The following is a 20,122-nucleotide window of genomic DNA, read 5'->3' as shown; positions in this document are numbered from 1 at the left end:
GCTCCGGCGTGTCCGGATTCGAGTGGATGTACGGCGCCGACGGCCCTGCGAGCGACGAGTCCGGAGGGACTCAGTCCGGCCGTGGTGCTCGGGTCGCCGACGTACCGACCGACCAGCCGTCCGCGGAGCCCGGTGGTGGCCGTCGGGCCGCGCGTCCGCAGTCCGCGGCGCAGCAGTCAGAGTTCGTGTCGCCGCCGCCTCCCGGGCCGGGATCGTCGGGCGGTGGCCGTCGGGCCGCGCGTCAGGAGCCGGCGCAGCCCGATCCGCCCGCCGTCGAGCAGCCGCGCGCCGAACCGGTGCGTAGAGAGCCGACCCGGGCCGAGCGCTATCAGGCGTTGGGCCGTGGTAGCTCGGGTCCGTCGCCGGCGCCCGCCGCGCCCGTGCCCGCGCCCCAGGAGTGGAACGCCCCGGACGCGACGGCCGTAGCCCCGCCGCTGCGCGAGACCCCGCGCCCCGCGCGCCGAATACCGCCGCCGGCGCCGGCTCCCTCCGCGGAGGAGACCGCGGTCGCGCCTGCGCCGGAGTGGTATCGCCAGGATCCTCACCCCGCTCCTCCCTCGCCCAAGGCCCCCGACCAGCAGCTCGCCCCGCCTGCTGCTCGCGAGTTCGACTGGAACGACCCCGGCGCGACCGCTGTCGCGCCTCGGCCTGATCCGGCCGACCGGCCCCGAGGTCGTACGTCCTCCCGCGATGAGCTGCACGAGGCCCGCCACGAGGCCTATCCCGCGCCGGGGCGCCGAGACGCCGCGTACGCAGCGGGCTATGACGACGAGTCCTATGACGACTATCCGCCCGAGGGCGGCTACCAGCAGCCCTACGCCCCCTATCCGGAGGACGAGCGCGAGGACCGCGACAAGCCCCGGATCAGCGTGTGGCAGGTCCTGGGCTCCTCGCTGCTCGTGCTGGCTCTGGTCGTCGGGCTGTTCGCGGTCTATACCTACAGGTCCCTCACCTCGAACATCAACACTGTCAGCCTCGGCGAAGAGGCTGCTGATGTCGGCCCGAAGGAACCGATCAACATCCTCGTGATGGGTTCGGACAGTCGCGACTGCAAGGGATGTGGCGTCGACGGTGAGAGCGGTGGTGGTTCGGACACCAACATCCTGCTGCACCTCTCCGCGAACCGTGAGTTCGCCTACGGCGTCTCGATCCCGCGCGACACGATGGTGAACCGACCCTCGTGCAAGACCGAGGACGGAAGTACGGCACCGGCCGAGTACGTGCGGTGGAATGCTGCCTACGCGACCGCCGGTCCGACCTGCACGATCACTCAGCTCGAGTCCGTGGCCGACGAGATGTGCGGCGAGAAGTGCGACATCACCGTCAACCATCTGGTGGTGGTGGACTTCGCGAGCTTCAAGGGCATGGTCGATGCCATCGACGGGGTCGACGTCTGCCTTCCCGAAGAGGTCGACGACAAGTACACCGGCGCTCACTTCGACGCTGGTGATCAGACGCTGACCGGCAAGCAGGCGCTCAACTATGTGCGCTTGCGGCATGGCCTCGGAGACGGTGGCGATCTCGACCGGTCCAAACGCCAGCAGGCCTTCATCGGGTCTATGGCGGCCAAGCTGCTCTCCGGCGACACCCTGTCCAGTCCCACGAAGGTGCTCAGCTTCCTGAACGCCGCGACCAAGGGCCTGACGATGGACGAGGGTCTCAAGGACAACCTCGACGCAATGGCGAAGATCGGCGCTGGATTCCAGAGCATCGGGATGGAGAACATCAAGTTCCTCACCATCCCCACGGTCGCCGATCCTCAGAACCCTGAGGCGACAGTCGTCCTCGATGAGGAGAAGGCCAAGAACGTCTTCAGGGCGATCGCGAACGACAAGCCGTTGACCAAGAAGATCGCCGCGGGGGCGCTCAACGCCGGCGAGGCCTCGGGCAAGAAGAGCAAGAGCTCGGATGAAGGCGACGCAGCTCCGGATGACACCGCGACCGACGGTGAGACCGCGGAAACGTCACCGGGCGACGAGGCCGCGTCCGGCGAGTCGTCGGACACCGCCTCGGGCGGTGCCAGCAGCGGTGCCTCCGAGGAGGAGCTCGCCCAGATCGCCGAAGATGCGAAGGCGGCACGCGAGCGTGCGGGACTCTGTTGATGGCTGAGGACACCTCGCCCGAACCGGAAGCGCCCGAGGAGCCGGAGTGGAAGCGCAAGCAGCGGCTGGCGCGGATCTTCGGTGACGTACTCCCCGAGACGACCAGCGACGAGCGGGACTCGTCGGCGGAGTCGGAGGAGTCGGCGTCGGATCGATGGCTGAAATCGCAGGTGCCGCCTCACCACGGTGGGTGAGACGGCACCTGCCGAAGCGGAGCCCGAGGCAATCCGTTCTGGCGCGAATGCGTCAGCGAACGGCGATGCTGTCGCGGATCTGCTTGAGGATGTCGATCTCGGTCTCGCCCGGGTCGGGGTCCGGGAAGTAGCGCTCCTTGGCGGCGGTGTAGGGCTTCACGATCATGAAGTAGACGACCGCGGCCATGATGAGGAAGGCGATCACCGCGGTGAACCAGTCGCCGAGGTGGACCCCGCCGGGCGTCCAACCCGAGAAGTCGGGCGTGCCGCCGAGCTTGCCGATCAGATCCATGATCACCGTGACGGTGGCTGTCACCACTGAGGCGAACGCGGCACCCATGATGAAGGCGACCGCTAGCTTGATCAGGTCGCCCTGGAGCAGGAACTTCTTGAAACCGTCCATGTCTTGCTTTCTCCTGTTGCTCATTGTGTGAGGTGAAGGAGACCCCGGATATGGCGTGCGTTGGCCGTCAGTACGCAAAGGTGAGGTAGCCACCCACCCCTGCTGATGTGACGTCCTCGACGCTGTCCTCGGCGACTCCGACGATGACCAGACGCCCCGCCGAAGCGTTCGTGACGCCAAACCCTTCGGTCTTTCCCTGTGCCATGGAATCATCCCGGCTCGTCTCCGCGGCTTGAGGGAGGCTGAGGATCAGCGTGTCGGTGGTGACCTGAGCGGTCTCGGCGGTGGCGGGGTCGGTGGCATAGAGGTCCACGGTGTCGCCGACATGCAGCAATCCGGCCATCTCGGCGTCGGGAAGCCGGACAGGAACGGCCACCAGGTCGGGGTGTCCCTCGGTCAGCTCAGGACCCACGAGACGTACGTCGGTGACGGGCTCGCCGCGCCGTAGGGGAGCCGCGAGGCGCTCACCGAGCGGCGCTTCGGCGATGTCGACGGGCACGTTGGCGGGGTCGGTCGAGACGTCGGTGAGGTCGGCGGCGGTGAGGACCGTGCCGACCGGCAGATCTCGGGAGGCGACCGCCATCGTCGAGGTGTCGGGTGGGTCCGGTCGGGTGGCCGAGAACCCGACCGCGACCGCGGAGGCGGTCAGCAGGAACGCCAGCAGGCGTCGGTGGGCGAGGACCCCGCGGCGTACGCGGCGGGAGAAGGACGTGATTCGAGTGAACATGCGGGCACGCTAAGTCGCCCGCGCGATTCCCGCATCTCGCTATCCACAGCGCCCAAGGGCCTGTGGACAGCTCTGTGGATAACTAGGTGCTTCAGTCCGAGGAGCCGGAGGAGGCGGGCGCCGGGGAGGAGGAGGTGCTCGAGGACGATGTCGTCGAGGACGTGGACGACGTCGACGAGGAGGACCCGGAGCGGGAGTCGGTGCGGTAGAAGCCGGAGCCCTTGAAGACGACGCCGGCGGCGCTGAAGACCTTGCGCAGCTTGCCCCCGCACTCGGGGCACTCGGTCAGCGAGGCATCGCTGAAGCTCTGGAACTGGTCGAAGGCGTGGCCGCACTCGGTGCAGGCGTACTGATAGGTGGGCACGTTTCTCCTAGAACAGAATCTGGCACTCGACGGGCGCGACTGCCAATATTAGCGAACGCCTAGGAGAAGCGCCGCATTCCCTCCGCGCTCGCGACCGCTCCCACCGCCCGGTCGTGCGCCTCGACCGGCACCGCGACGTCGATCTCCCACGGATAGAGAAGGATGCAGGTGAACGTTCCGGCCGGCACCCGAGCCAGGACGCGGTCGTAGGAACCGCCGCCCCGTCCCATCCGATGCCCGTGCGAGTCGACGGCCAGGCCGGGGACGAGCACGACGTCGGCACCGGTGACCGCGGAGACCCCCAATCGCTCCCCGCCGGGCTCCAGCAGGCCCCGAGGCGCCCGGACCAGCTCTCCGTCGTAGAGGGCCCAGTCCAGGTCGTTGTCCGGTAGAAGACAGGGCAGCAGGATGCGTTTCCCGGCTGCGTCCAGCTCGTCGATAAGAGGTCCGGTGCCGGGTTCGGTGCCGATCGAGACGTAGAGCGCAACCGTTGCGGCGCTGCGTACGTCTGGAATATCAGTGACCACCTGCGACAGGGAGCGCGCCAGCGAACCCAGGTGGGGGAGCCCGATGCGCCCCCGGGTAGTCAACAACTGGTCGCGTAAGGCAGTCTTGCGCCCCACGAAGTCAGCGGGGGCTGGACCATCAGAACCCGGAGGGGTGTGTGAACCCGACACAACGACAGCCTAGGCTTTCCTCTATGGGTAGCCCAGGTTTGGCCAAGGCAATGGCGAAGATGCGCGATGCCGGCGTGGACGACGTCGCGGTGCAGACCTTCGCACATTACTACCGCCAGCTCGAGCACGGTGAGACCGGGATGATCCCGGAGGAGACGATCGAGCCGGTCGACATCCCGTCGATCAGCGATGTCGAGGTCACCGACGAGGAGGCGCACGCCGCCATCTCGACCACCGCGGTGATCAAGCTCAACGGCGGCCTCGGCACCTCGATGGGCATGGACCGCGCGAAGTCGCTGCTGTGCGTGCGCAAGGGCCTGAGCTTCCTGGACGTGATCGCCCGCCAGATCCTGCACATGCGCGAGAAGTACGACGTACGTCTCCCGCTGCTGCTGATGAACTCCTTCCGCACCTCCGAGGACAGTCTGGCCGCGCTCGAGCGCTACCAGGACCTGCCGGTCGAGGGTCTGCCGCTGGAGTTCCTGCAGAACCGCGAGCCGCGCCTGCTCGTCGACGACCTGAGCCCGGTCGAGTGGCCCAAGGACCCCGAGCTCGAGTGGTGCCCGCCCGGCCACGGAGACATCTACACCGCCCTGCTCGACACCGGGCTCCTCGACCAGCTCATCGAGCAGGGCTACGAGCGGGTCTTCGTCTCCAACTCCGACAACCTCGGCGCCGTCCCCGACGAGAAGGTCGCCGGCTGGTTCGCCAAGTCCGGTGCCCCCTTCGCCATCGAGGCCGTACGCCGCACCCCGAGCGACCGCAAGGGCGGTCACTTCGCGCGCCGTAAGTCCGACGGCCGCCTGATCCTGCGTGAGACGGCGCAGACGCTGGACGCGGACAAGGTGACGCTGCAGGACCTCAACCGCCACAAGTACTGCTCGACCAACAACATCTGGTTCGACCTCAAGGCGCTCAAGAAGGTCCTCTCCGAGCGCGACGGCATCCTCGGCCTGCCGCTGATCCGCAACGAGAAGACCGTCGACCCCGCCGACCCGAAGACCCCTAAGGTCGTCCAGATCGAGACCGCCATGGGCGCCGCGATCGAGGTCTTCGAGGGTTCGCAGCTGATCGAGGTCGGCCGCGACCGGTTCGTCCCGGTCAAGACGACCAACGACCTCCTCGTCCTCCGCTCCGACGTCTACGACATCGGCGAGAACTTCGTGCTCGACCAGGTCGCCGACGTGGTGCCGTTCATCGACCTGGACGGCGACTACTACAAGTACGTCGCGAACTTCGACGAGCGCTTCCCCGAAGGCGCGCCGTCGTTGCGCCAGGCCGCCTCGCTCACCGTCAACGGCGACTGGACCTTCGGCAAGGGCGTCCAGGTCATCGGCGCGGTCTCGCTCGACGGTGCCAACGCCGAACGCGTCGCTCCGGCCACAGTCCTCTCCGACTAGTGTTGGCGGGGTGACCCCCGCCGAGTACCGCGAGCGAATCCTGGCCGACCTCGAGCCGATGTCGGCCTACCCGCAGCCCCTGATGGACTGCCTCGGGCTGGCGGTGGCCGAGGACATCCATGCCGAGGTCTCGCTGCCGGGCTTCGACAACTCCTCGATGGACGGCTACGCGGTCCGCTACGCCGATGTCGCGAGCGCCTCGGCAGAGGCTCCGGTGCGGTTGCCGGTGCTCGGTGAGATCGGTGCCGGCCAGGCCTCGCTGCTGGCGCTCCCGCCGGGTGCGGCGGCGAAGATCATGACCGGCGCTCCGCTGCCGACGGGTGCCGACACGGTCGTGCCGTACGAGTGGACCGACCGCGGCATCGCCGAGGTCGAGATCCGGCAGACGCCGGAGGAGGCTCAGCACGTTCGCTACGCGGGCGAGGACGTCGCCAAGGGCGACCTGCTCATCCCCGCGGGCACGGTGCTCGGCCCGCGCCATCTGGGTCTGATCGCCTCCGTCGGCCGTGCCCAGGTCGCGGTGCGCCCACGCCCCCGGGTCGTGGTGCTCTCGACCGGCACCGAGCTGCGTGAGCCCGGCGAGACCCTCGGCCACGACTCGATCTACGACGGCAACTCCTTCCTCCTGGCCGCCGCCGCCCGCCGGGCCGGCGCGATCGCGTACCGCGTCGGGATCGTCCCTGACGAGCCGCGGGCGTTCATGACCGCGCTCTCCGACCAGCTCGTCCGTGCCGACCTGGTGGTCACCTCCGGCGGCGTCTCGATGGGCGACTACGACGTGGTCAAGGAGGCGCTGACCCCGGAGGGTGTCTGGTTCGGCCCGGTGAACCTGCAACCGGGCAAGCCGCAGGGGTTCGGCCGGATCGGCGAGGAGCGGGTGCCGGTCCTCTGCCTCCCCGGCAACCCGGTCTCCTCGTTCGTCTCCTTCGAGCTCTTCGTGCTCCCGGCGCTGCGCCGGCTGATGGGCATGACCCCCGAGGCCCGGCCCGTACGTCGCGCCGCCCTGACCCACCCGGTGCGCTCCCCGAAGGGCAAGGAGCAGTACCTCCGCGGTTGGTACGACGGCTCCCGTGCCGGCGTCTCGCCCATCGGTGGCCCGGGCTCGCACCTGATCGGGGATCTCGCCGGCGCCAACTGCCTGATCGTCATCCCGCCGGAGACGACCTCGCTGGACAAGGACGCCGAGGTGGACGTGATCGAGCTGGACGTGGAGTTCTGATGGCCGACCGACTCACCCATGTCGACGAGACCGGCGCGGCCCGGATGGTCGACGTCTCCGAGAAGGCGGTCACGACCCGCACCGCGACCGCATCCGGGCGGGTGCTGGTTTCAGCTGAGGTCATCGCGCTGCTCCGTGGCGAGGGCGTACCCAAGGGTGATGCGCTCGCTGTGGCCCGCATCGCGGGGATCATGGGCGCGAAGAAGACCCCCGACCTGATCCCGCTGTGCCACCCGCTGGCCGTCTCCGGCGTCAAGGTCGAGCTGAGCGTCAGCGACGACGCCGTCGAGATCACCGCGACCGTGAAGACCACCGACCGCACCGGTGTCGAGATGGAGGCGCTGACCGCAGTCGCCGTCGCCGGCCTCACCGTGGTCGACATGATCAAGGCGGTCGACAAACGGGCGGTCATCACCGATATCCGCGTCGAGACGAAGACCGGTGGAAAGTCGGGAGACTTCGCCCGATGAGCGAGCGCCAGCGAGCGACCATCGAATACCTCGTCGGGCGGCGTCCGTATCCTGGCGCTTGCGCTACGGAGGTCGCCCGATGAGTCTGAAAGCGACCGTCGTTGTCGCCTCCAACCGCGCCTCGGCGGGTGTCTACGAGGACACCACCGGCCCCCTCCTGGTGGCCTTCTTGGAAGAGCTCGGATTCGTGGCCGGCCCTCCCGAGGTCGTACGCGACGGCGCCCCGGTCGGCGACGCGATCGCCCGCGCGGCCGGGGAGGGTGCGCGGGTCGTCCTCACCACCGGAGGCACGGGGCTGACCCCGACCGACCGCACCCCCGAGGTGACCCGTCCGCTGCTCGACCGCGAGATCCCCGGTATCGCCGAGGGCATCCGGGCGGCCGGAGTGGCCAAGGGGATCCCGACGGCGCTACTGTCCCGCGGTCTGGCCGGTCAGATCGGAGCGTGCGTGGTGGTGAACCTTCCCGGGTCCCGGGGTGGCGTGAAGGATGCGATCGACGTGCTGCGTCCGGTGCTGCCTCACGCCGTTGAACAGTCTGTGGGAAGCGACCACCGGTGACCGATCCTGGCTGGCCCGCCGTCCTCTCCCACGGCGCGGTGACCCTACGCCCTCTCGACCGCACCGATGCCAAGGCATGGACCGAGGCGCGCCGCCGCTCGGCGGCCTGGCTGCATCAGTGGGACGCGACCGTTCCCCCGGGTTCGAGCGCGCGGCCCACGACGTTCGCCAGCCTCGTACGTCGTCTTCGGCGTCAGGCCAAGCGTGGCGTGACCTATCCGTTCGCGATCGAGGTCGACGGTGTTTTCGCTGGTCAGGTCACGGTCAACAACATCGTGCGGGGCTCCGCGCAGTTCGCCTCGATCGGCTACTGGATCGACCAGGGCTTCGCCGGCCGCGGCGTGATGCCGCTGGCGGTGGCGCTGGTCATCGACCACTGCTTCACCACCGCGCGGCTGCACCGGGTCGAGATCTGCATCCGCCCGGAGAACTCCAACTCGCTCCGCGTCGTGGAGAAACTGGGCATCGACGAGATCGGATATGCGCCCCGATTTCTGCATATCGACGGGGCCTGGAGAGATCACCGTATCTTCGCGATAACGGTTGAAGAATGTCACCAAGGAATGCTGGCCAGGCTCGGTTTGTCACCTGAATGAGGCATTGACTCGGCGTGTCCTGCTGAAATCACACAAGTCACACGCGACACACCACTGCACGTCCGCCTACGGGCTGGTAATGGCTCCTACGCTTCTTAACGTGGACCCGAGCGCACTCATCTTCGTCGCCCTCGCCGTGGCGTGGGCGGTGTACTTGGTGCCCAAAGCGCTCGAACAGTCGGCGGCGGCAGAGGACGGGACCAAGAGCCGGGCCAGCGCCGCCATCTCCAAGTCCCGCCGGATCCTCGCTCGGCGAGAAGCCACCGGCAAGGACTCCACCGATCTGGTGACCGAGAAGTCGGCGAAGCCTGAGGCGGAGGCCGAGGCAGCCGCGGAGCCTGTACCGCGAGCCGTCCCGATGGCCGTACGCCGCCGTGCGGCTCGCGCCGCGGCCAAGCGCCGCTCGATCGTCTTGGGAGTGCTGGTCCTCGGCTTGGCCGTGGTCGGCGCTCTCGCTGGTTTCGGGGTCTTCGGTCCGGTCTGGATCGCGATCCCAGCCGGCCTGGTTGTCGCCTGGCTGGTCACCTGCCGGCTCAGCGTCCGCCACCAGCGGGAGGTCTGGGCACGGATCCCGTTCCCCGAGGACCTGCCCGAGCCGGAGCCCGTCGCCCCGCCCCGGGTCACCTTCGACATCGACCAGGACACCGGCGACCTGGTAGCCGTCGTCGAGCACGACGACACCGGCGAGCACCTCCCCGCGGGTTCCTGGAAGCCGGTGGAGACCCCGCTGCCGACGTACGTCTCCAAGGAGGCCGCGCCGCGCCGCACCGTCCGCACCATCGACCTCGACGCCACCGGCGTGTGGAGCTCGGGCCGCAACGCTGCCGACTCCGAGCTCGTCCGCCAGGCCGAGGAAGCCGAGCGTGCCGCCGCCGAGGCCGCCGAGGCAGAACGCGGTCGCGCCACGGGCTCCTGATTGGGTAACACCCGCGACGAGGTGCTAACGTTTCTCATCGCTTGGGGCTGTGGCGCAGTTGGTAGCGCGTCTCGTTCGCAATGAGAAGGCCAGGGGTTCGAATCCCCTCAGCTCCACGAGTAGAAACCCGGTTCTGACCAGCCACAACACGGCGGTGAGAGCCGGGTTTCTTGCTTGGTCATTCGCCGGTCTCCTCGTCATGTGCCCCCCTGGTCCCCCGGGAGGCTTCCGAGCACCCTGTGGCCCGTGTCGTTGAGCCGATCCAGGCCCGCAGCATCGGCACCCGTGCCGAGGAAGTGAAGGTAGAGATTCGTGGTCGCGATCGACTCGTGACCCAGGCGCCACCTCGGCCTGTGCCCGCTCGCTTTCATGAAAGCTACGGCGTGGTCGCTTCTACGAAGATGTCAGGTTCTGACGCGTCCGTGCGGGCCTGTGAGGATGGATAAAAACCATACACCCTCTCTTTGAGAGTGTATGGTTTTTATCCATGACGGGTTTGGAGTCACTTCCGGTGACATTCACGACGCGGGCGGCCCTGCGGTCAGGAGTGCATCCGCGGGACCTGTATCGATGGCGGGACGAGGGTGACGTCATCGAGCTCTCGCGGGGTGTGTTCCGACACGCGGATGCTCCGCAGCCTTCGTTTCCTGATCTGTTGGCGGTTGGGATGCGGGCCCCGCACGCGATCGTGTGTTGCGTGAGCGCAGCGGTGGCACACGGACTCACTGATGAGATGGAGCCGGCGGTCCAGATCGCGGTCTCCTCCGGACGGCATCCGGTGCGCATCGCCTATCCGCCGACCACGGTGTTCCGGTTCGATGCTGAGACGTTTGAGGTCGGACTCACGCGGATGGAGGTCGCCCCGGATGAATACACGCGAATCTACGACTCCGCGCGGACGGTGGTGGACTTGATGCGTCTGCGGCACCGACTTGGTGAGCCGTTGGCACACACGGTGCTGAACAGATACTTGGCATCGCCAGGTGCGAAGCCGGGGAGGGTGCTGGAGTACGCCAGCGTCCTGGGTGCGGTGGGGCCAGTGCGCTTGGCGCTGGACATCGCGGGGGCACGATGAGTCGAGCGACGCGAGAGACCGCCGCGGGGCGCGCTTACCTGGATCTGCAGAATCGTGCCCGTCGGGAGCGCAGACGTACCCAGGACCTGTTGACGATGTATGTCGTGGAGCGATGGCTGGCCCGGATGAGCACATCGCCGTACGCCGGTGACTTCGTCCTCAAGGGCGGGATGCTCCTGGCGAGCTTCGGGAGCCGACGCCCGACCACCGATGCGGACGCGTTGGCTCGGAACATGCCGGCCGATGAGAGCGCTGTCGCGGCCCGTGTCGTCGAGATCGCGGGTCTGGCCGACCCTGACGACGGAGTCATCTACCTGACCGAGACCGTCAAGGCGGCGATGATCCGAGACGATGCGCTCTATTCCGGGGTCCGCGTGACCATGGATGCGGCGCTTGGTACGGCAAGGTTGAAGCTCAAGCTGGACATCAACTTCGGAGACCCGGTCACCCCGGAGCCGTCGGTGGTCGAGCTTCCGGCGCTGCGGCCCGGCACGGCGCCGGTGCGGATCTTGGGCTATCCGATCGCAACCGTGCTCGCGGAGAAGATCTCGACCGCGATCGACCTCGGGCCTGCGAGCACGAGAGTGCGGGACTGGGCCGACATCTACACGCTCGTCACGACCCATGACCTCGGCCGCGCCGAGGTGCGTACGGCGGTCGCTGCCACCATGGCCTTCCGAGGCGTCGAAGTCAGGCCGTTGTCTGACGCCATCGGTGACCTGGTGAGGGTCAGGGCCTCCGCGTACGTCGCGTATCGACGCGGCCTGGGTGCTGATGGCGAGCATCTCCCTGCGACCTTCGAGGACGTCGTGGCGATGGCGGTCCGGTTCGCCGACCCGGTGTTGAGTGCGGATGCCATAGGTACTGCGCAGTGGCGGGCTGAGGCCCGGGGATGGTCCTGAACTCTGGTCGCGACAGAGGTGACCCCTGAGTCGCGACTTGCGCGACAGGAAGCCCGGGCCATCGGCCCGGGCTTGCGTGTGTCGCCAGTCGCTCTTCTCGGGTTCGATCTGGTGGGTGGAGAGGATCTCGCCGCTGCCCGGACAGATCGCCCCAAATGGGGCATGACGCCGAAGAGCTGCGCCGGGCATGCTGCAAGAGTCTCGGGGCGCAACGACACACCGCGACTAGCGGAGCGAATCATGGGGGCCTGGCTTCGGTCCGCACTGGTGGTCTCGGCGGCAAGCGCGGTAGTGCTGGCGGTGGTGTCACCGGCGGCTGCCATCGTGTACGGGGCGCCCGACCAGGGTCGGCATCCGGCCGTGGGCAGCTTGGTCTACGACTTCGACGGGGACGGTGCGCTGGACCAGGCGTGCTCGGGGACCCTGATCTCGCAGACCGTGTTCCTGACCGCCTCGCACTGCACCGCCTTCCTCGACGCGCAAGGCGTCGGCGAGGGCGAGGCCGCGGTGACCTTCGACGACGAGGTCGGCCCGGGCATGACCCTGCACCGCGGCACCGCACACACTCACCCCGACTACGGCTACTCCGGGGCCGGCGGCCGCTCCGAGCCGCACGACATCGCGGTGATCGTGTTCGACGACCCCGTCGGGATCCAGCCGGCCCAGCTCCCCGAAGCCGGCCTCCTGGATGACCTCAAGGCCGCACACCAGCTGAGGAGCACGGAGTTCACAACCGTCGGCTACGGGGCGGTCCGCGAAACCCGCAAGGGAGGGCCTGCCGGGATCCTGGACAACAACGAGCGACGATTCGCCGTCCAGACCCCGGCATCGCTGACCAGCACCTGGCTGACCCTGTCGGCCAACCAGGCCACCGGCGACGGGGGCACCTGTTCCGGGGACTCCGGAGGGCCGCACTTCCTCGGCGCCGGAGCAACCGAGACTGACGTCGTGGCGTCCATCACGGTTACCGGCGACACCTTCTGCAAGGCCATCGACGTGACCTACCGGGTGGACACCCCAGCCGCCCGCGACTTCCTCGCCGGGTTCGTGAACCTGCCCTGAGCTCGCTGCGCCAATACCGGTCGGCCGGACAAGCACCCGCCAGTGGGCACCGGACATGCGATCCGCGTCCAGGCATGGCGAGATCGGCCGATGGGCAGGTGTTAAAGGGTGCTGAACGCCCTGCGGGAAATGCCCCCGGAGGGTAAATTTCTTCTTGCTCGCCGGCTCGGGATCGGAGACGCCTTCCATCTGTCCGATTCTGTGCCGGAGTCTCGTTGAATATCCCATGTCATCGCATGTTCGCTGCTGCCCGCGGGAGTGACGCAAGGTCGAAGCGGGTCGGACGTTGAGCTCTGAAGTACGGCTGGGCGGCATCCTCCGGCGTGGGCGGGTTGCGATCGCAACGGTGGCGGTGGCGAGCACCGTGGGGGTGCTGTGCGGGCCGACGTCGACGGCAGAAGCGGCGGCGCTTCCTGGTCGGTTGGAGTCGGGGCGGCCGAACGTGTTGATGATCAACGTCGATGACCTGGCGGCGACCGACATCAGGTACATGCCGCACGTGCAGAGGCTGCTGGTGCAGCAGGGGACGACGTTCACCGATGCGGTGGCGCCGACGCCGTTGTGCGTGCCGGCGCGGGCGAGCCTGTTGACCGGGAAGTATGCGCACAACCACAAGAACTGGTCGATCTCGGGGACCCACGGCGGCTACACCGGCTTCACGGGGCGCCGGAACACGCTTCCGGTGTGGATGGACAGGGCCGGCTATCGCACGATGTTCCTCGGGAAGTACCTCAACAACTACGGCAAGGGCTCGGAGCGCCACTCCAACGGTGAGCCGGGGTGGGATGACTGGCAGGCGACGATCGATCCGTCGACCTACAACCTGCTGAGTCCGAAGTTCAACAGCAACGGGACGATCCAGTCGCCGGGCCTCTACAGCTCGGTCGCTCTGCAGAACCGCAGCATCAAGATGATCAAGCGCGCCGGGACCAACGTGGGCGGCAAGAAGCCATGGTTCCTGTGGGTCAACTACGTGGCGCCACATGTGGGCGGCCCGGTCGAGGCCAGCGACCCGAAGAAGCGCTACCCCGGTCAGCCGTCGCTGTGGCTGGAGAACACCCGGCCGATGGGTCCGGACAAGGGGCGCTTCCGCGGCCTCGAGCTGCCGAAGACGCCCGACATGTTCTACGCCGGGCGCGGCCAGGTCACTGCGGGGAAGCCCTACACGGCAGCCCAGAAGCGGGTCATGCGCTACGTCTACCAGCAGCGGATCGAGGCGGCGCAGTCGGTCGACCGGGCGGTCGCCCGCACGATCGCTCATCTGAAGAACAGCGGGCAGTACCGGCGTACCGTCATCATCTTCTCGGGCGACAACGGCTACACCACCGGGCACCACAACAGGCAGGGCAAGCTGTGGGAGTCCTCGCAGTCCATGCGGATCCCACTGATCATGGTCGGGCCCGGGATCCCGAAGAACACCAAGGTCGGTTCCGCGGTCGGCAACCCGGACATCGCGACCACGGTCGCCGCACTCGGGCGGGCGACGCCGGGGCGGACCCAGGACGGGGTCGACATCACCCGGGTGCTCGCGGCGAGCGTGAAGGCCGGCAAGACGCTCTACCGGCCGATCCCAGTGGCGGCCTGGCCGACCGCGGGCGGCACGACGAGCAAGTATCGCGGCATCCGGTACGGGCGCTACACCTACATCACCGTCACCGCGACCGGTGTGCCCGTCCTCTACGACCGCGCGGTCGATCCGTACGAGACGCGCAACCTGGCCGGGGACCCGAGCTACGCCAAGGTCGTTGCCCATCTGAAGGCACTCGATGCGAAGTATCGCGCCTGCGCGGGCGGCACGTGCCCGAAGACGTACGCAGCCACGCTGATCACCCCGAGGACAAGCTAGCCGGGCACGTCCCGGCGTGACCCGCCGATTCGTGAGCGGTGGCTTCCGGTGGGCGGGAGGCGTACCGGGTCCGGCGGGCGGTCGGTGGCAGCATCGTCGCCACCCTCTCAACCGCGCTAGGGGAGATCCTTGGACACCGAGTCCTTCGTTCTGGAGATCGTCGACATCGTCGACGAGACGGAGCACGCGAAGTCGATCCGCTTTGCCGTGCCGGCAGGTGCGGAAGAGGCGTTCGCCTACCGGCCCGGCCAGTTCCTGACGGTCGCCGTTCCGAGCGACACCACCGATATAGCGGCCCGCTGCTATTCGCTGTCGAGCAGCCCTTACGACGGCGGATACCTGACGGTCACGGTGAAGCGCACGGTGGATGGGTACGCCTCGAACTGGATCTGCGACAAGCTCGGGGTCGGCGACACGCTGCGGGTGCTACCGCCTTCCGGCATCTTCACCCCGGCCTCGTACGACCGTGACCTGCTGCTCTTCGCCGCCGGCTCGGGCGTCACCCCGATCATGTCGATCACGAGGGCTGCGCTGTCGGAGGGCAACGGCCGGATCGTGGTCTTCTACGCCAACCGCGACCAGGACTCGGTCATCTTCGCCACCGAGCTGGCCGCGCTGGCGGCCCGGAATCCCGGTCGGCTCCAGGTGGTCCACTGGCTGGAGTCGGTCCAGGGGCTGCCGACGATCGAGCAGCTGAAGGCGTACGCCTCGGACCATCTCTCCTCCGATGCGTTCGTCTGCGGCCCGGCGCCGTTCATGAGCATGGTCACGGCCGCGCTCAAGGAGCTCGGGTTCCCGCGTGAGCGGAGGCACCAGGAGAAGTTCGTGTCGCTCGGGGGGAACCCGTTCGGGCACGTCGAGCGGGGGACCGAGCCGGAGCCTGCGCTCGCCGTCGACGAGACCGCAGCAGCCCCGGTGAAGCTCGAGGTCGAGCTCGACGGTTGCGAGCGCATCTTCGACGACTGGGACCCGGGCACCACGCTGCTCGACTTCCTGGAGAGCAAGGGGGTGAAGGCGCCGTACTCCTGCCGTGAGGGGGAGTGCTCCGCCTGCGCGGTCCAGCTCCTCGCGGGCGATGTGAAGATGCTCCGCAACGACGTGCTCGACGAGGACGACCTCGCCGACGGCATCCGGCTGGGCTGCCAGTCGGTGCCGGTCACCGACACGGTGAAGGTCACCTACGGCTGAGGAGGAGCTCGACGGCTCAGAGGGCGTGCTTGAGGATCTTCCCGCTCGCGTTGCGCGGGAAGTCCTCCACGACCGTGAACGCCCGCGGGACCTTGAAGTTCGCCAGCCGCTCACGGCAGTACGCCGTCAGGCCGGTGTCGTCGAGTGCGGCACCGGCACGGAGCCGGAGGTGGGCGTGGCCGACGTCGCCCATCCGCTCGTCGGCGACGCCGACCACAGCGGCCTCGATGACGTCGGGGTGGCCGGTGAGCACGTTCTCGACCTCGGCGGGGTAGACGTTGAAGCCGCCGACGGTGAACATGTCCTTGATCCGGTCGGTGATCTTCAGGCAGCCGTGCTCGTCGAGCCGGCCGACGTCGCCGGTGTGCAGCCAGCCGTCGCCGTCGATGGCCTCGGCGGTGGCCTCGGGGTCCTCGAAGTAGCCGAGCATGACGTTCTCGCCGCGCAGCCAGATCTCGCCGTCCTCGCCGAGGGCCGCATCGACGCCGGCCGCGTCCACCACCCGCACCTCGATCCCGCGCACGGCGGGACCGGTGGTGTCGGCGACGTGACGCGGGTCCTCGTGGGGCCGGGACTGGGTGGCGACGAGGCACTCGGTGAGTCCGTACGCCTGGGCCACCTGGTCGAACCCGAGCACGTCGAGCATCTGCTCGAAGAGCGTCTCCGGGACGGTGGCCGACCCGGCGACCGCGAACCGCAGCGAGGACAGGTCGAAGTCGGCGAGTCGCGGATGGTTGATCAGCGTGATGAAGATCGTGGGCGGCCCCGGGAGGACGGTGATCTGCTCACGCTCGACCTGAGCCATGAGCAGCTCGGGGTCGAAGGTGGCGACCGGGTGGATCGCGGAGCCTGACGAGAGCGCGGCCATGACCCCGGCCTTGTAGCCGAACCCGTGGAAGAACGGGTTCACGATGGCGTACCGGTCGAGCTCGGTGAGCCCGGCGCCTTCCGCCCAGACCTGAGCGACGCCCAACGTCTGCCGATGGGCGCTCATCACGCCCTTGGGTACGCCGGTGGTGCCGGAGGTGAACAGCAGGTCGCACATCGTGTCCGGAGTCAGCGTCGCCTCCGCGGCCGCCAGCTCGTCGGTGGTGACCCGGTCGGCTCCGGCCACGAAGTCCGGCCAGTTCAGGACCCCCTCGCTCGTGCCGCCGTCGAGATCGACGATCGTGCGCAGATGGCGGAGACCGCTGCCGGGCGCGGACTCTCGCAGCATCGCCAGGTAGTCGTTGCCGAGGAAGCCGTTCGCGACGACGAGCGAGACCGCTCGTGACCGCTCGAGCACGACGCGCGCCTCGCGGCCGCGGTAGCGCGTGTTGAGCGGCACGACGGCCGCGCCGGCCAGTTGCGCGCCCAGCATCGCCAGGATGTACTCGGACCGGTTGGGTGCCCAGATCGCCACTCGGTCACCGGGGCGGACTCCGGTCGCGATGTGGGCCCGCGCGGTGCGGCGTACGTCCTCGGCGAGCTCGGCGTAGGTCCAGGTGCGAGCGCCTTCGACGAGCGCCGGCCGGTCACCGAATCGTCTCGCTCCCGCGTCGATCAGCTCGGCGACGGTGCGTGGGTCGGCAGCGGGAGTCATCAGCCGGCGACGTTCTCGATGCCGGTGGTGTCCAGCTTCGCCACGCTGAACGCGGCGTAGGTCTGGTAGGGAGAGCGGCCCTCGAAGTAGGGCGTGAGCTGGGCGTCGAGCTCGTCGACGGAGAACGTGCCGTCGGCCGCGACGAACTTGTTCTCGACCGTCGGGGCCGCCATCAGGGCGACCATGTCCCCGTAGACGACGAAGACCTGGCCGCTGATGCCTGCGGATGCGGGGGAGGCGAGATAGCCGACGAAGGAGGCCACCCGCTCGGGGGCGAGGATGTCCAGGCGCTCGGCGTCGCCGTCCTCGGCGAAGACGTGCGAGGTCATCTCGGTGCGCGCCCGCGGGCAGATCGCGTTGGCGGTCACGCCGTAGCGCTCCAGGCCGCGGGAGGTCGACAGGGTCAGGGCCACGATCCCCGCCTTGGCGGCGGCGTAGTTGGACTGGCCGGCGGCCCCGAAGAGGAACGCCTCGGAGGCGGTGTTGACGACCCGGCCGAAGACTGGCCCGCCAGCGGTCTTGGAGGCGGCGCGGAAGTAGACGGACGCCGCCCGCGAGACCGCGGCATGGCCCTTGAGGTGGACCCGGATCACGTCGTCCCACTGCTGCTCGCTCATGTTGAAGAGCATCGTGTCGCGCAGGATGCCGGCGTTGTTGACGACGACGTCGAGGCTGCCGAAGGTGTCGACCGCGGCGTCGACGAGCTGCTGGCCCATCGACCAGCTGCTCACGTCGCCCTTGACGGCGATCGCCTTGCGGCCGAGGGCTTCGATCTCGGCGACGACCTGGTCGGCTGCGTCGCCCATGTCGTTGACGACGACGTTGGCGCCCTGCCCGGCCAGGGCGAGCGCCTCGGCCCGGCCGAGTCCGGCGCCTCCTCCTGTGACGACGGCGGTCCGGCCGGTGAGGTCGATGTTGCCCACGATTTCTCCTTCGGTCGGTCTTTGGGTCGGCGCCCGTGACCATAGGTACGACGAACGCCCGGGCGCGAGCAGTGCTCCCGCTCATCGGGTCGGCGCCCGGTGAGCGGGAGCGCGGCTCGACCGGTATCACGCGCGTCAGCAGGATGGGTCTGTTGGTGCTGAGACTCGAGAACGGGAACACCATGGCGTACGAGATCGACACGACGGGTGCGCTCGTGAGCGCTCTTCCCCGCGCCGGTGCGCCGGCCGGTGACTGGATCGGGTTGACCGTCGGCGAGCGTACGGTCGCTTGGTCCGACCGGGACCCGATCCTGTTCGCCCTTGCCGTCGGCGCCCGGCCGGACGAGATCGACCTCGTCTTCGAGGACCGGCTCCGGGTGCTTCCCGGCTTCGCTCTCACGCTCGCTCAGTGGGCCCCGGACGTGCTCGGTGCGGCCGGGGCCTGGGACACGCGTACGGCACTGCACGGTGCTCAGGCGCTGACCGTCCTGAAACCACTGCCGGCCAGCGGCGAGATCACCATGACCGCGCGGGTGACCGGCGTCTGGGACAAGGGCGCGGCCGCGGTCTACGACCTCGCTGTCGAGAGCGAGCGCTTCGTCGCCACCTGGTCGCTGTTCGCCCCCGGTCGGGGCGGGTTCGGCGGCGATCGGGGCCCCGGTCGGGTGTCGCCCCCGGACGATGCTCCGGCGTGGAGCACCGAGCTCGCCACCGCGGACAACGCGGCCCTGATCTACCGGCTGCTCGGCGACCGTCACCACATCCACGTCGACCCCGCGGCCGCGGCGGCCATCGACCAGCCGCGACCGATCCTGCACGGCCTGGCGACCCTGTCGGCCGCGACCCTCGTCGCGGCGCGCGAGACCGGCGCCCACCCGGCCGACCTGACCCAGCTCGAGGGACGCTTCGCCGCTCCCGTGTTCCCCGGCGAGCCGCTGACCGTCCGCGGCTGGGCCGACGGTGGCCTGGACGTGGTCACCGAACGCGGGCCGGCCATCACCGCCGCACGGGCGGTCTTCGGCTGATTCCGCTCAGCAGTAACGACCCCTACCGATCCCGCCGCCGAGAACCATCATGACTGCGTGCCGCGTCGTGCGGTCATGATCTAGGAGGTTGGAGATGGGTTCCCTGGTGGGAAAGGTCGCGCTGGTGACCGGAGCGGGGCAGGGCGTCGGGCAAGGCATCGCGCTGGCACTGGCGACCGAGGGCGCGGACGTGGCTGTCGTCGGTCGTACGGCGGCGAAGCTCGAGACCACCTGCGAGCTGCTCGTGGAGCGCGGGGTGCGCGCCGTCCCGTTCGTCTGCGACATCACCGAGACCAGCACGATCCCGGCCACCGTCGCCCAGGTCGTCGAGACGATGGGCGGTGTCGACATCCTGGTCAACAACGCCTACTCCGGTGCGTACGGGCCGCTGCTCACCATCGACGACGAAGCCGTCGAGCGGAGCTTCGCGTCGGGCCCGTTCGCGACGCTGGCGTTCATGAAGGCGTGCCACCCGCACTTCGTCGCCCGCGGCGGCGGCCACATCGTCAACCTGGTCACCTCCGCGATGGTGCGCTGGGACCCGACGACCTACGGCGTGTACGCCGCCGCCAAGCAGGCCGTCCGCGCCCTCACCCGTACCGCGGCCGTCGAATGGGCCCGCGACGGGATCCGTGCCAACAGCATCGCCCCGCATGCGCTCTCGCCGGGGTTGAAGTGGTGGACGGAGCAGAACCCCGAGGAGGCGGAGGAGTTCGTCGCCGCCATCCCGATGGGCCGGATCGGGGACTGCGAGCTGGACATCGGCCGTGCCGTCGTCGCTCTCCTGGGCGAGGACATGCGCTACCTCACCGGCGCCACGATCCCGCTCGACGGTGGCCAGGCGTTCTTCGGCTGATCTCCGACGAAAGACTCTGCCGCCCCACTCCTGGAG

General features: G+C 68.8%; 21 protein-coding genes, 1 tRNA gene and 1 pseudogene. 17 read left to right on the top strand and 6 right to left on the bottom strand.

Translation table 11 applies throughout. From position 1 onward, the window contains the following. Positions 1–8: 8 nt before the first annotated feature. Together ACFU7D_RS08110 and ACFU7D_RS08105 are read left to right on the top strand one after the other, a co-directional pair. Positions 9–2,102: an LCP family protein gene (locus ACFU7D_RS08110; protein ID WP_378865539.1), complete on the top strand. Its 2,094-nt coding sequence runs from the start codon at positions 9–11 to the stop codon at positions 2,100–2,102. Further along, positions 2,102–2,296, top strand: coding sequence for a hypothetical protein (locus ACFU7D_RS08105; RefSeq protein ID WP_378865536.1), 195 nt, complete (start codon positions 2,102–2,104; stop codon positions 2,294–2,296). The genes ACFU7D_RS08110 and ACFU7D_RS08105 overlap by 1 nt, the downstream gene beginning before the upstream one ends. A gap of 52 nt (positions 2,297–2,348) precedes the next feature. On the opposite strand, the gene ACFU7D_RS08100 is transcribed toward ACFU7D_RS08105, so the two are convergent. From ACFU7D_RS08100 to ACFU7D_RS08085, 4 genes are all read right to left on the bottom strand, one after another. Further along, positions 2,349–2,699 (bottom strand): MscL family protein, encoded by a 351-nt coding sequence (locus ACFU7D_RS08100; protein ID WP_378865531.1) that lies wholly within the window; start codon positions 2,697–2,699, stop codon positions 2,349–2,351. 67 nt (positions 2,700–2,766) lie between these two features. Continuing rightward, positions 2,767–3,426 (bottom strand): SAF domain-containing protein, encoded by a 660-nt coding sequence (locus tag ACFU7D_RS08095; protein WP_378865529.1) that lies wholly within the window; start codon positions 3,424–3,426, stop codon positions 2,767–2,769. A gap of 91 nt (positions 3,427–3,517) precedes the next feature. After that, complete coding sequence (locus ACFU7D_RS08090) at positions 3,518–3,790, bottom strand: FmdB family zinc ribbon protein (RefSeq protein WP_378727801.1); 273 nt, start codon at positions 3,788–3,790, stop codon at positions 3,518–3,520. 59 nt (positions 3,791–3,849) lie between these two features. Beyond that, the gene (locus ACFU7D_RS08085; protein ID WP_378865526.1) at positions 3,850–4,413 is read right to left on the bottom strand and encodes a 5-formyltetrahydrofolate cyclo-ligase; all 564 of its coding nucleotides are present in this window, start codon (positions 4,411–4,413) and stop codon (positions 3,850–3,852) included. A gap of 77 nt (positions 4,414–4,490) precedes the next feature. Here ACFU7D_RS08085 and ACFU7D_RS08080 point away from each other — a divergent pair, with 77 nt between their 5' ends. The 13 genes and pseudogenes from ACFU7D_RS08080 to ACFU7D_RS08020 all read left to right on the top strand — a co-directional run bounded on the left by ACFU7D_RS08080 (position 4,491) and on the right by ACFU7D_RS08020 (position 15,700). Continuing rightward, entirely contained in the window at positions 4,491–5,867 is a 1,377-nt protein-coding gene (locus ACFU7D_RS08080; RefSeq protein ID WP_378865523.1) for a UTP--glucose-1-phosphate uridylyltransferase, read from the top strand. Between the two features lie 10 nt (positions 5,868–5,877). Then, a complete protein-coding gene (gene glp, locus ACFU7D_RS08075) occupies positions 5,878–7,086 on the top strand; it encodes a gephyrin-like molybdotransferase Glp (protein WP_378865520.1) in 1,209 nt (402 codons plus the stop codon). Further along, positions 7,086–7,556 (top strand): cyclic pyranopterin monophosphate synthase MoaC, encoded by a 471-nt coding sequence (moaC, locus tag ACFU7D_RS08070; protein ID WP_378865517.1) that lies wholly within the window; start codon positions 7,086–7,088, stop codon positions 7,554–7,556. Before glp ends, moaC begins: the two co-directional genes overlap by 1 nt. A 79-nt stretch (positions 7,557–7,635) precedes the next feature. Next, positions 7,636–8,115, top strand: coding sequence for a molybdenum cofactor biosynthesis protein B (locus ACFU7D_RS08065; RefSeq protein WP_378865515.1), 480 nt, complete (start codon positions 7,636–7,638; stop codon positions 8,113–8,115). Beyond that, positions 8,112–8,711: a GNAT family N-acetyltransferase gene (locus tag ACFU7D_RS08060; protein WP_378865513.1), complete on the top strand. Its 600-nt coding sequence runs from the start codon at positions 8,112–8,114 to the stop codon at positions 8,709–8,711. Before ACFU7D_RS08065 ends, ACFU7D_RS08060 begins: the two co-directional genes overlap by 4 nt. 100 nt (positions 8,712–8,811) lie before the next feature. Next, positions 8,812–9,627 carry a hypothetical protein gene (locus ACFU7D_RS08055; protein WP_378865510.1) on the top strand — a complete coding sequence of 272 codons (816 nt, stop codon included), beginning with the start codon at positions 8,812–8,814 and terminating at the stop codon, positions 9,625–9,627. A gap of 43 nt (positions 9,628–9,670) precedes the next feature. Next, positions 9,671–9,743 (top strand) — tRNA-Ala (locus tag ACFU7D_RS08050). Positions 9,744–10,114: 371 nt separating this feature from the next. Beyond that, positions 10,115–10,234, top strand: a pseudogene (locus ACFU7D_RS08045) (type IV toxin-antitoxin system AbiEi family antitoxin domain-containing protein); the annotation flags it as partial. A 90-nt stretch (positions 10,235–10,324) separates the two neighbouring features. Beyond that, positions 10,325–10,702, top strand: a complete 378-nt coding sequence (locus ACFU7D_RS08040) for a hypothetical protein (protein ID WP_378727830.1) — start codon at positions 10,325–10,327, stop codon at positions 10,700–10,702. 125 nt (positions 10,703–10,827) lie between these two features. Next, positions 10,828–11,604, top strand: a complete 777-nt coding sequence (locus ACFU7D_RS08035) for a nucleotidyl transferase AbiEii/AbiGii toxin family protein (protein ID WP_378865507.1) — start codon at positions 10,828–10,830, stop codon at positions 11,602–11,604. Positions 11,605–11,844: 240 nt separating this feature from the next. Then, positions 11,845–12,666, top strand: coding sequence for a trypsin-like serine protease (locus tag ACFU7D_RS08030; RefSeq protein ID WP_378865504.1), 822 nt, complete (start codon positions 11,845–11,847; stop codon positions 12,664–12,666). A 286-nt stretch (positions 12,667–12,952) separates the two neighbouring features. Then, complete coding sequence (locus tag ACFU7D_RS08025; protein WP_378865501.1) at positions 12,953–14,512, top strand: sulfatase-like hydrolase/transferase; 1,560 nt, start codon at positions 12,953–12,955, stop codon at positions 14,510–14,512. 129 nt (positions 14,513–14,641) lie between these two features. After that, positions 14,642–15,700 (top strand): 2Fe-2S iron-sulfur cluster-binding protein, encoded by a 1,059-nt coding sequence (locus tag ACFU7D_RS08020; RefSeq protein WP_378865498.1) that lies wholly within the window; start codon positions 14,642–14,644, stop codon positions 15,698–15,700. Between the two features lie 16 nt (positions 15,701–15,716). Here ACFU7D_RS08020 and ACFU7D_RS08015 read toward each other — a convergent pair whose 3' ends face one another. Continuing rightward, a complete protein-coding gene (locus ACFU7D_RS08015; protein WP_378865495.1) occupies positions 15,717–17,282 on the bottom strand; it encodes an AMP-binding protein in 1,566 nt (521 codons plus the stop codon). Continuing rightward, entirely contained in the window at positions 17,282–18,205 is a 924-nt protein-coding gene (locus tag ACFU7D_RS08010; RefSeq protein ID WP_378865492.1) for a 3-oxoacyl-ACP reductase, read from the bottom strand. Before ACFU7D_RS08010 ends, ACFU7D_RS08015 begins: the two co-directional genes overlap by 1 nt. 35 nt (positions 18,206–18,240) lie before the next feature. On the opposite strand from ACFU7D_RS08010, the gene ACFU7D_RS08005 reads away from it, so the two are divergent. Both ACFU7D_RS08005 and ACFU7D_RS08000 read left to right on the top strand, forming a co-directional pair. Next, positions 18,241–19,230 (top strand): MaoC/PaaZ C-terminal domain-containing protein, encoded by a 990-nt coding sequence (locus ACFU7D_RS08005; protein ID WP_378865489.1) that lies wholly within the window; start codon positions 18,241–18,243, stop codon positions 19,228–19,230. Positions 19,231–19,324: 94 nt separating this feature from the next. Continuing rightward, the gene (locus ACFU7D_RS08000) at positions 19,325–20,086 is read left to right on the top strand and encodes an SDR family NAD(P)-dependent oxidoreductase (RefSeq protein ID WP_378865486.1); all 762 of its coding nucleotides are present in this window, start codon (positions 19,325–19,327) and stop codon (positions 20,084–20,086) included. The last annotated feature ends 36 nt before the right edge of the window (positions 20,087–20,122 follow it).

Origin of the sequence: Nocardioides sp. NPDC057577 (assembly GCF_042801335.1) — a bacterium.
Lineage (GTDB): Bacteria > Actinomycetota > Actinomycetes > Propionibacteriales > Nocardioidaceae > Nocardioides.
Note: the sequence above shows the minus strand (reverse complement) of the source record. Positions and strands in the feature narration are given on the sequence as shown.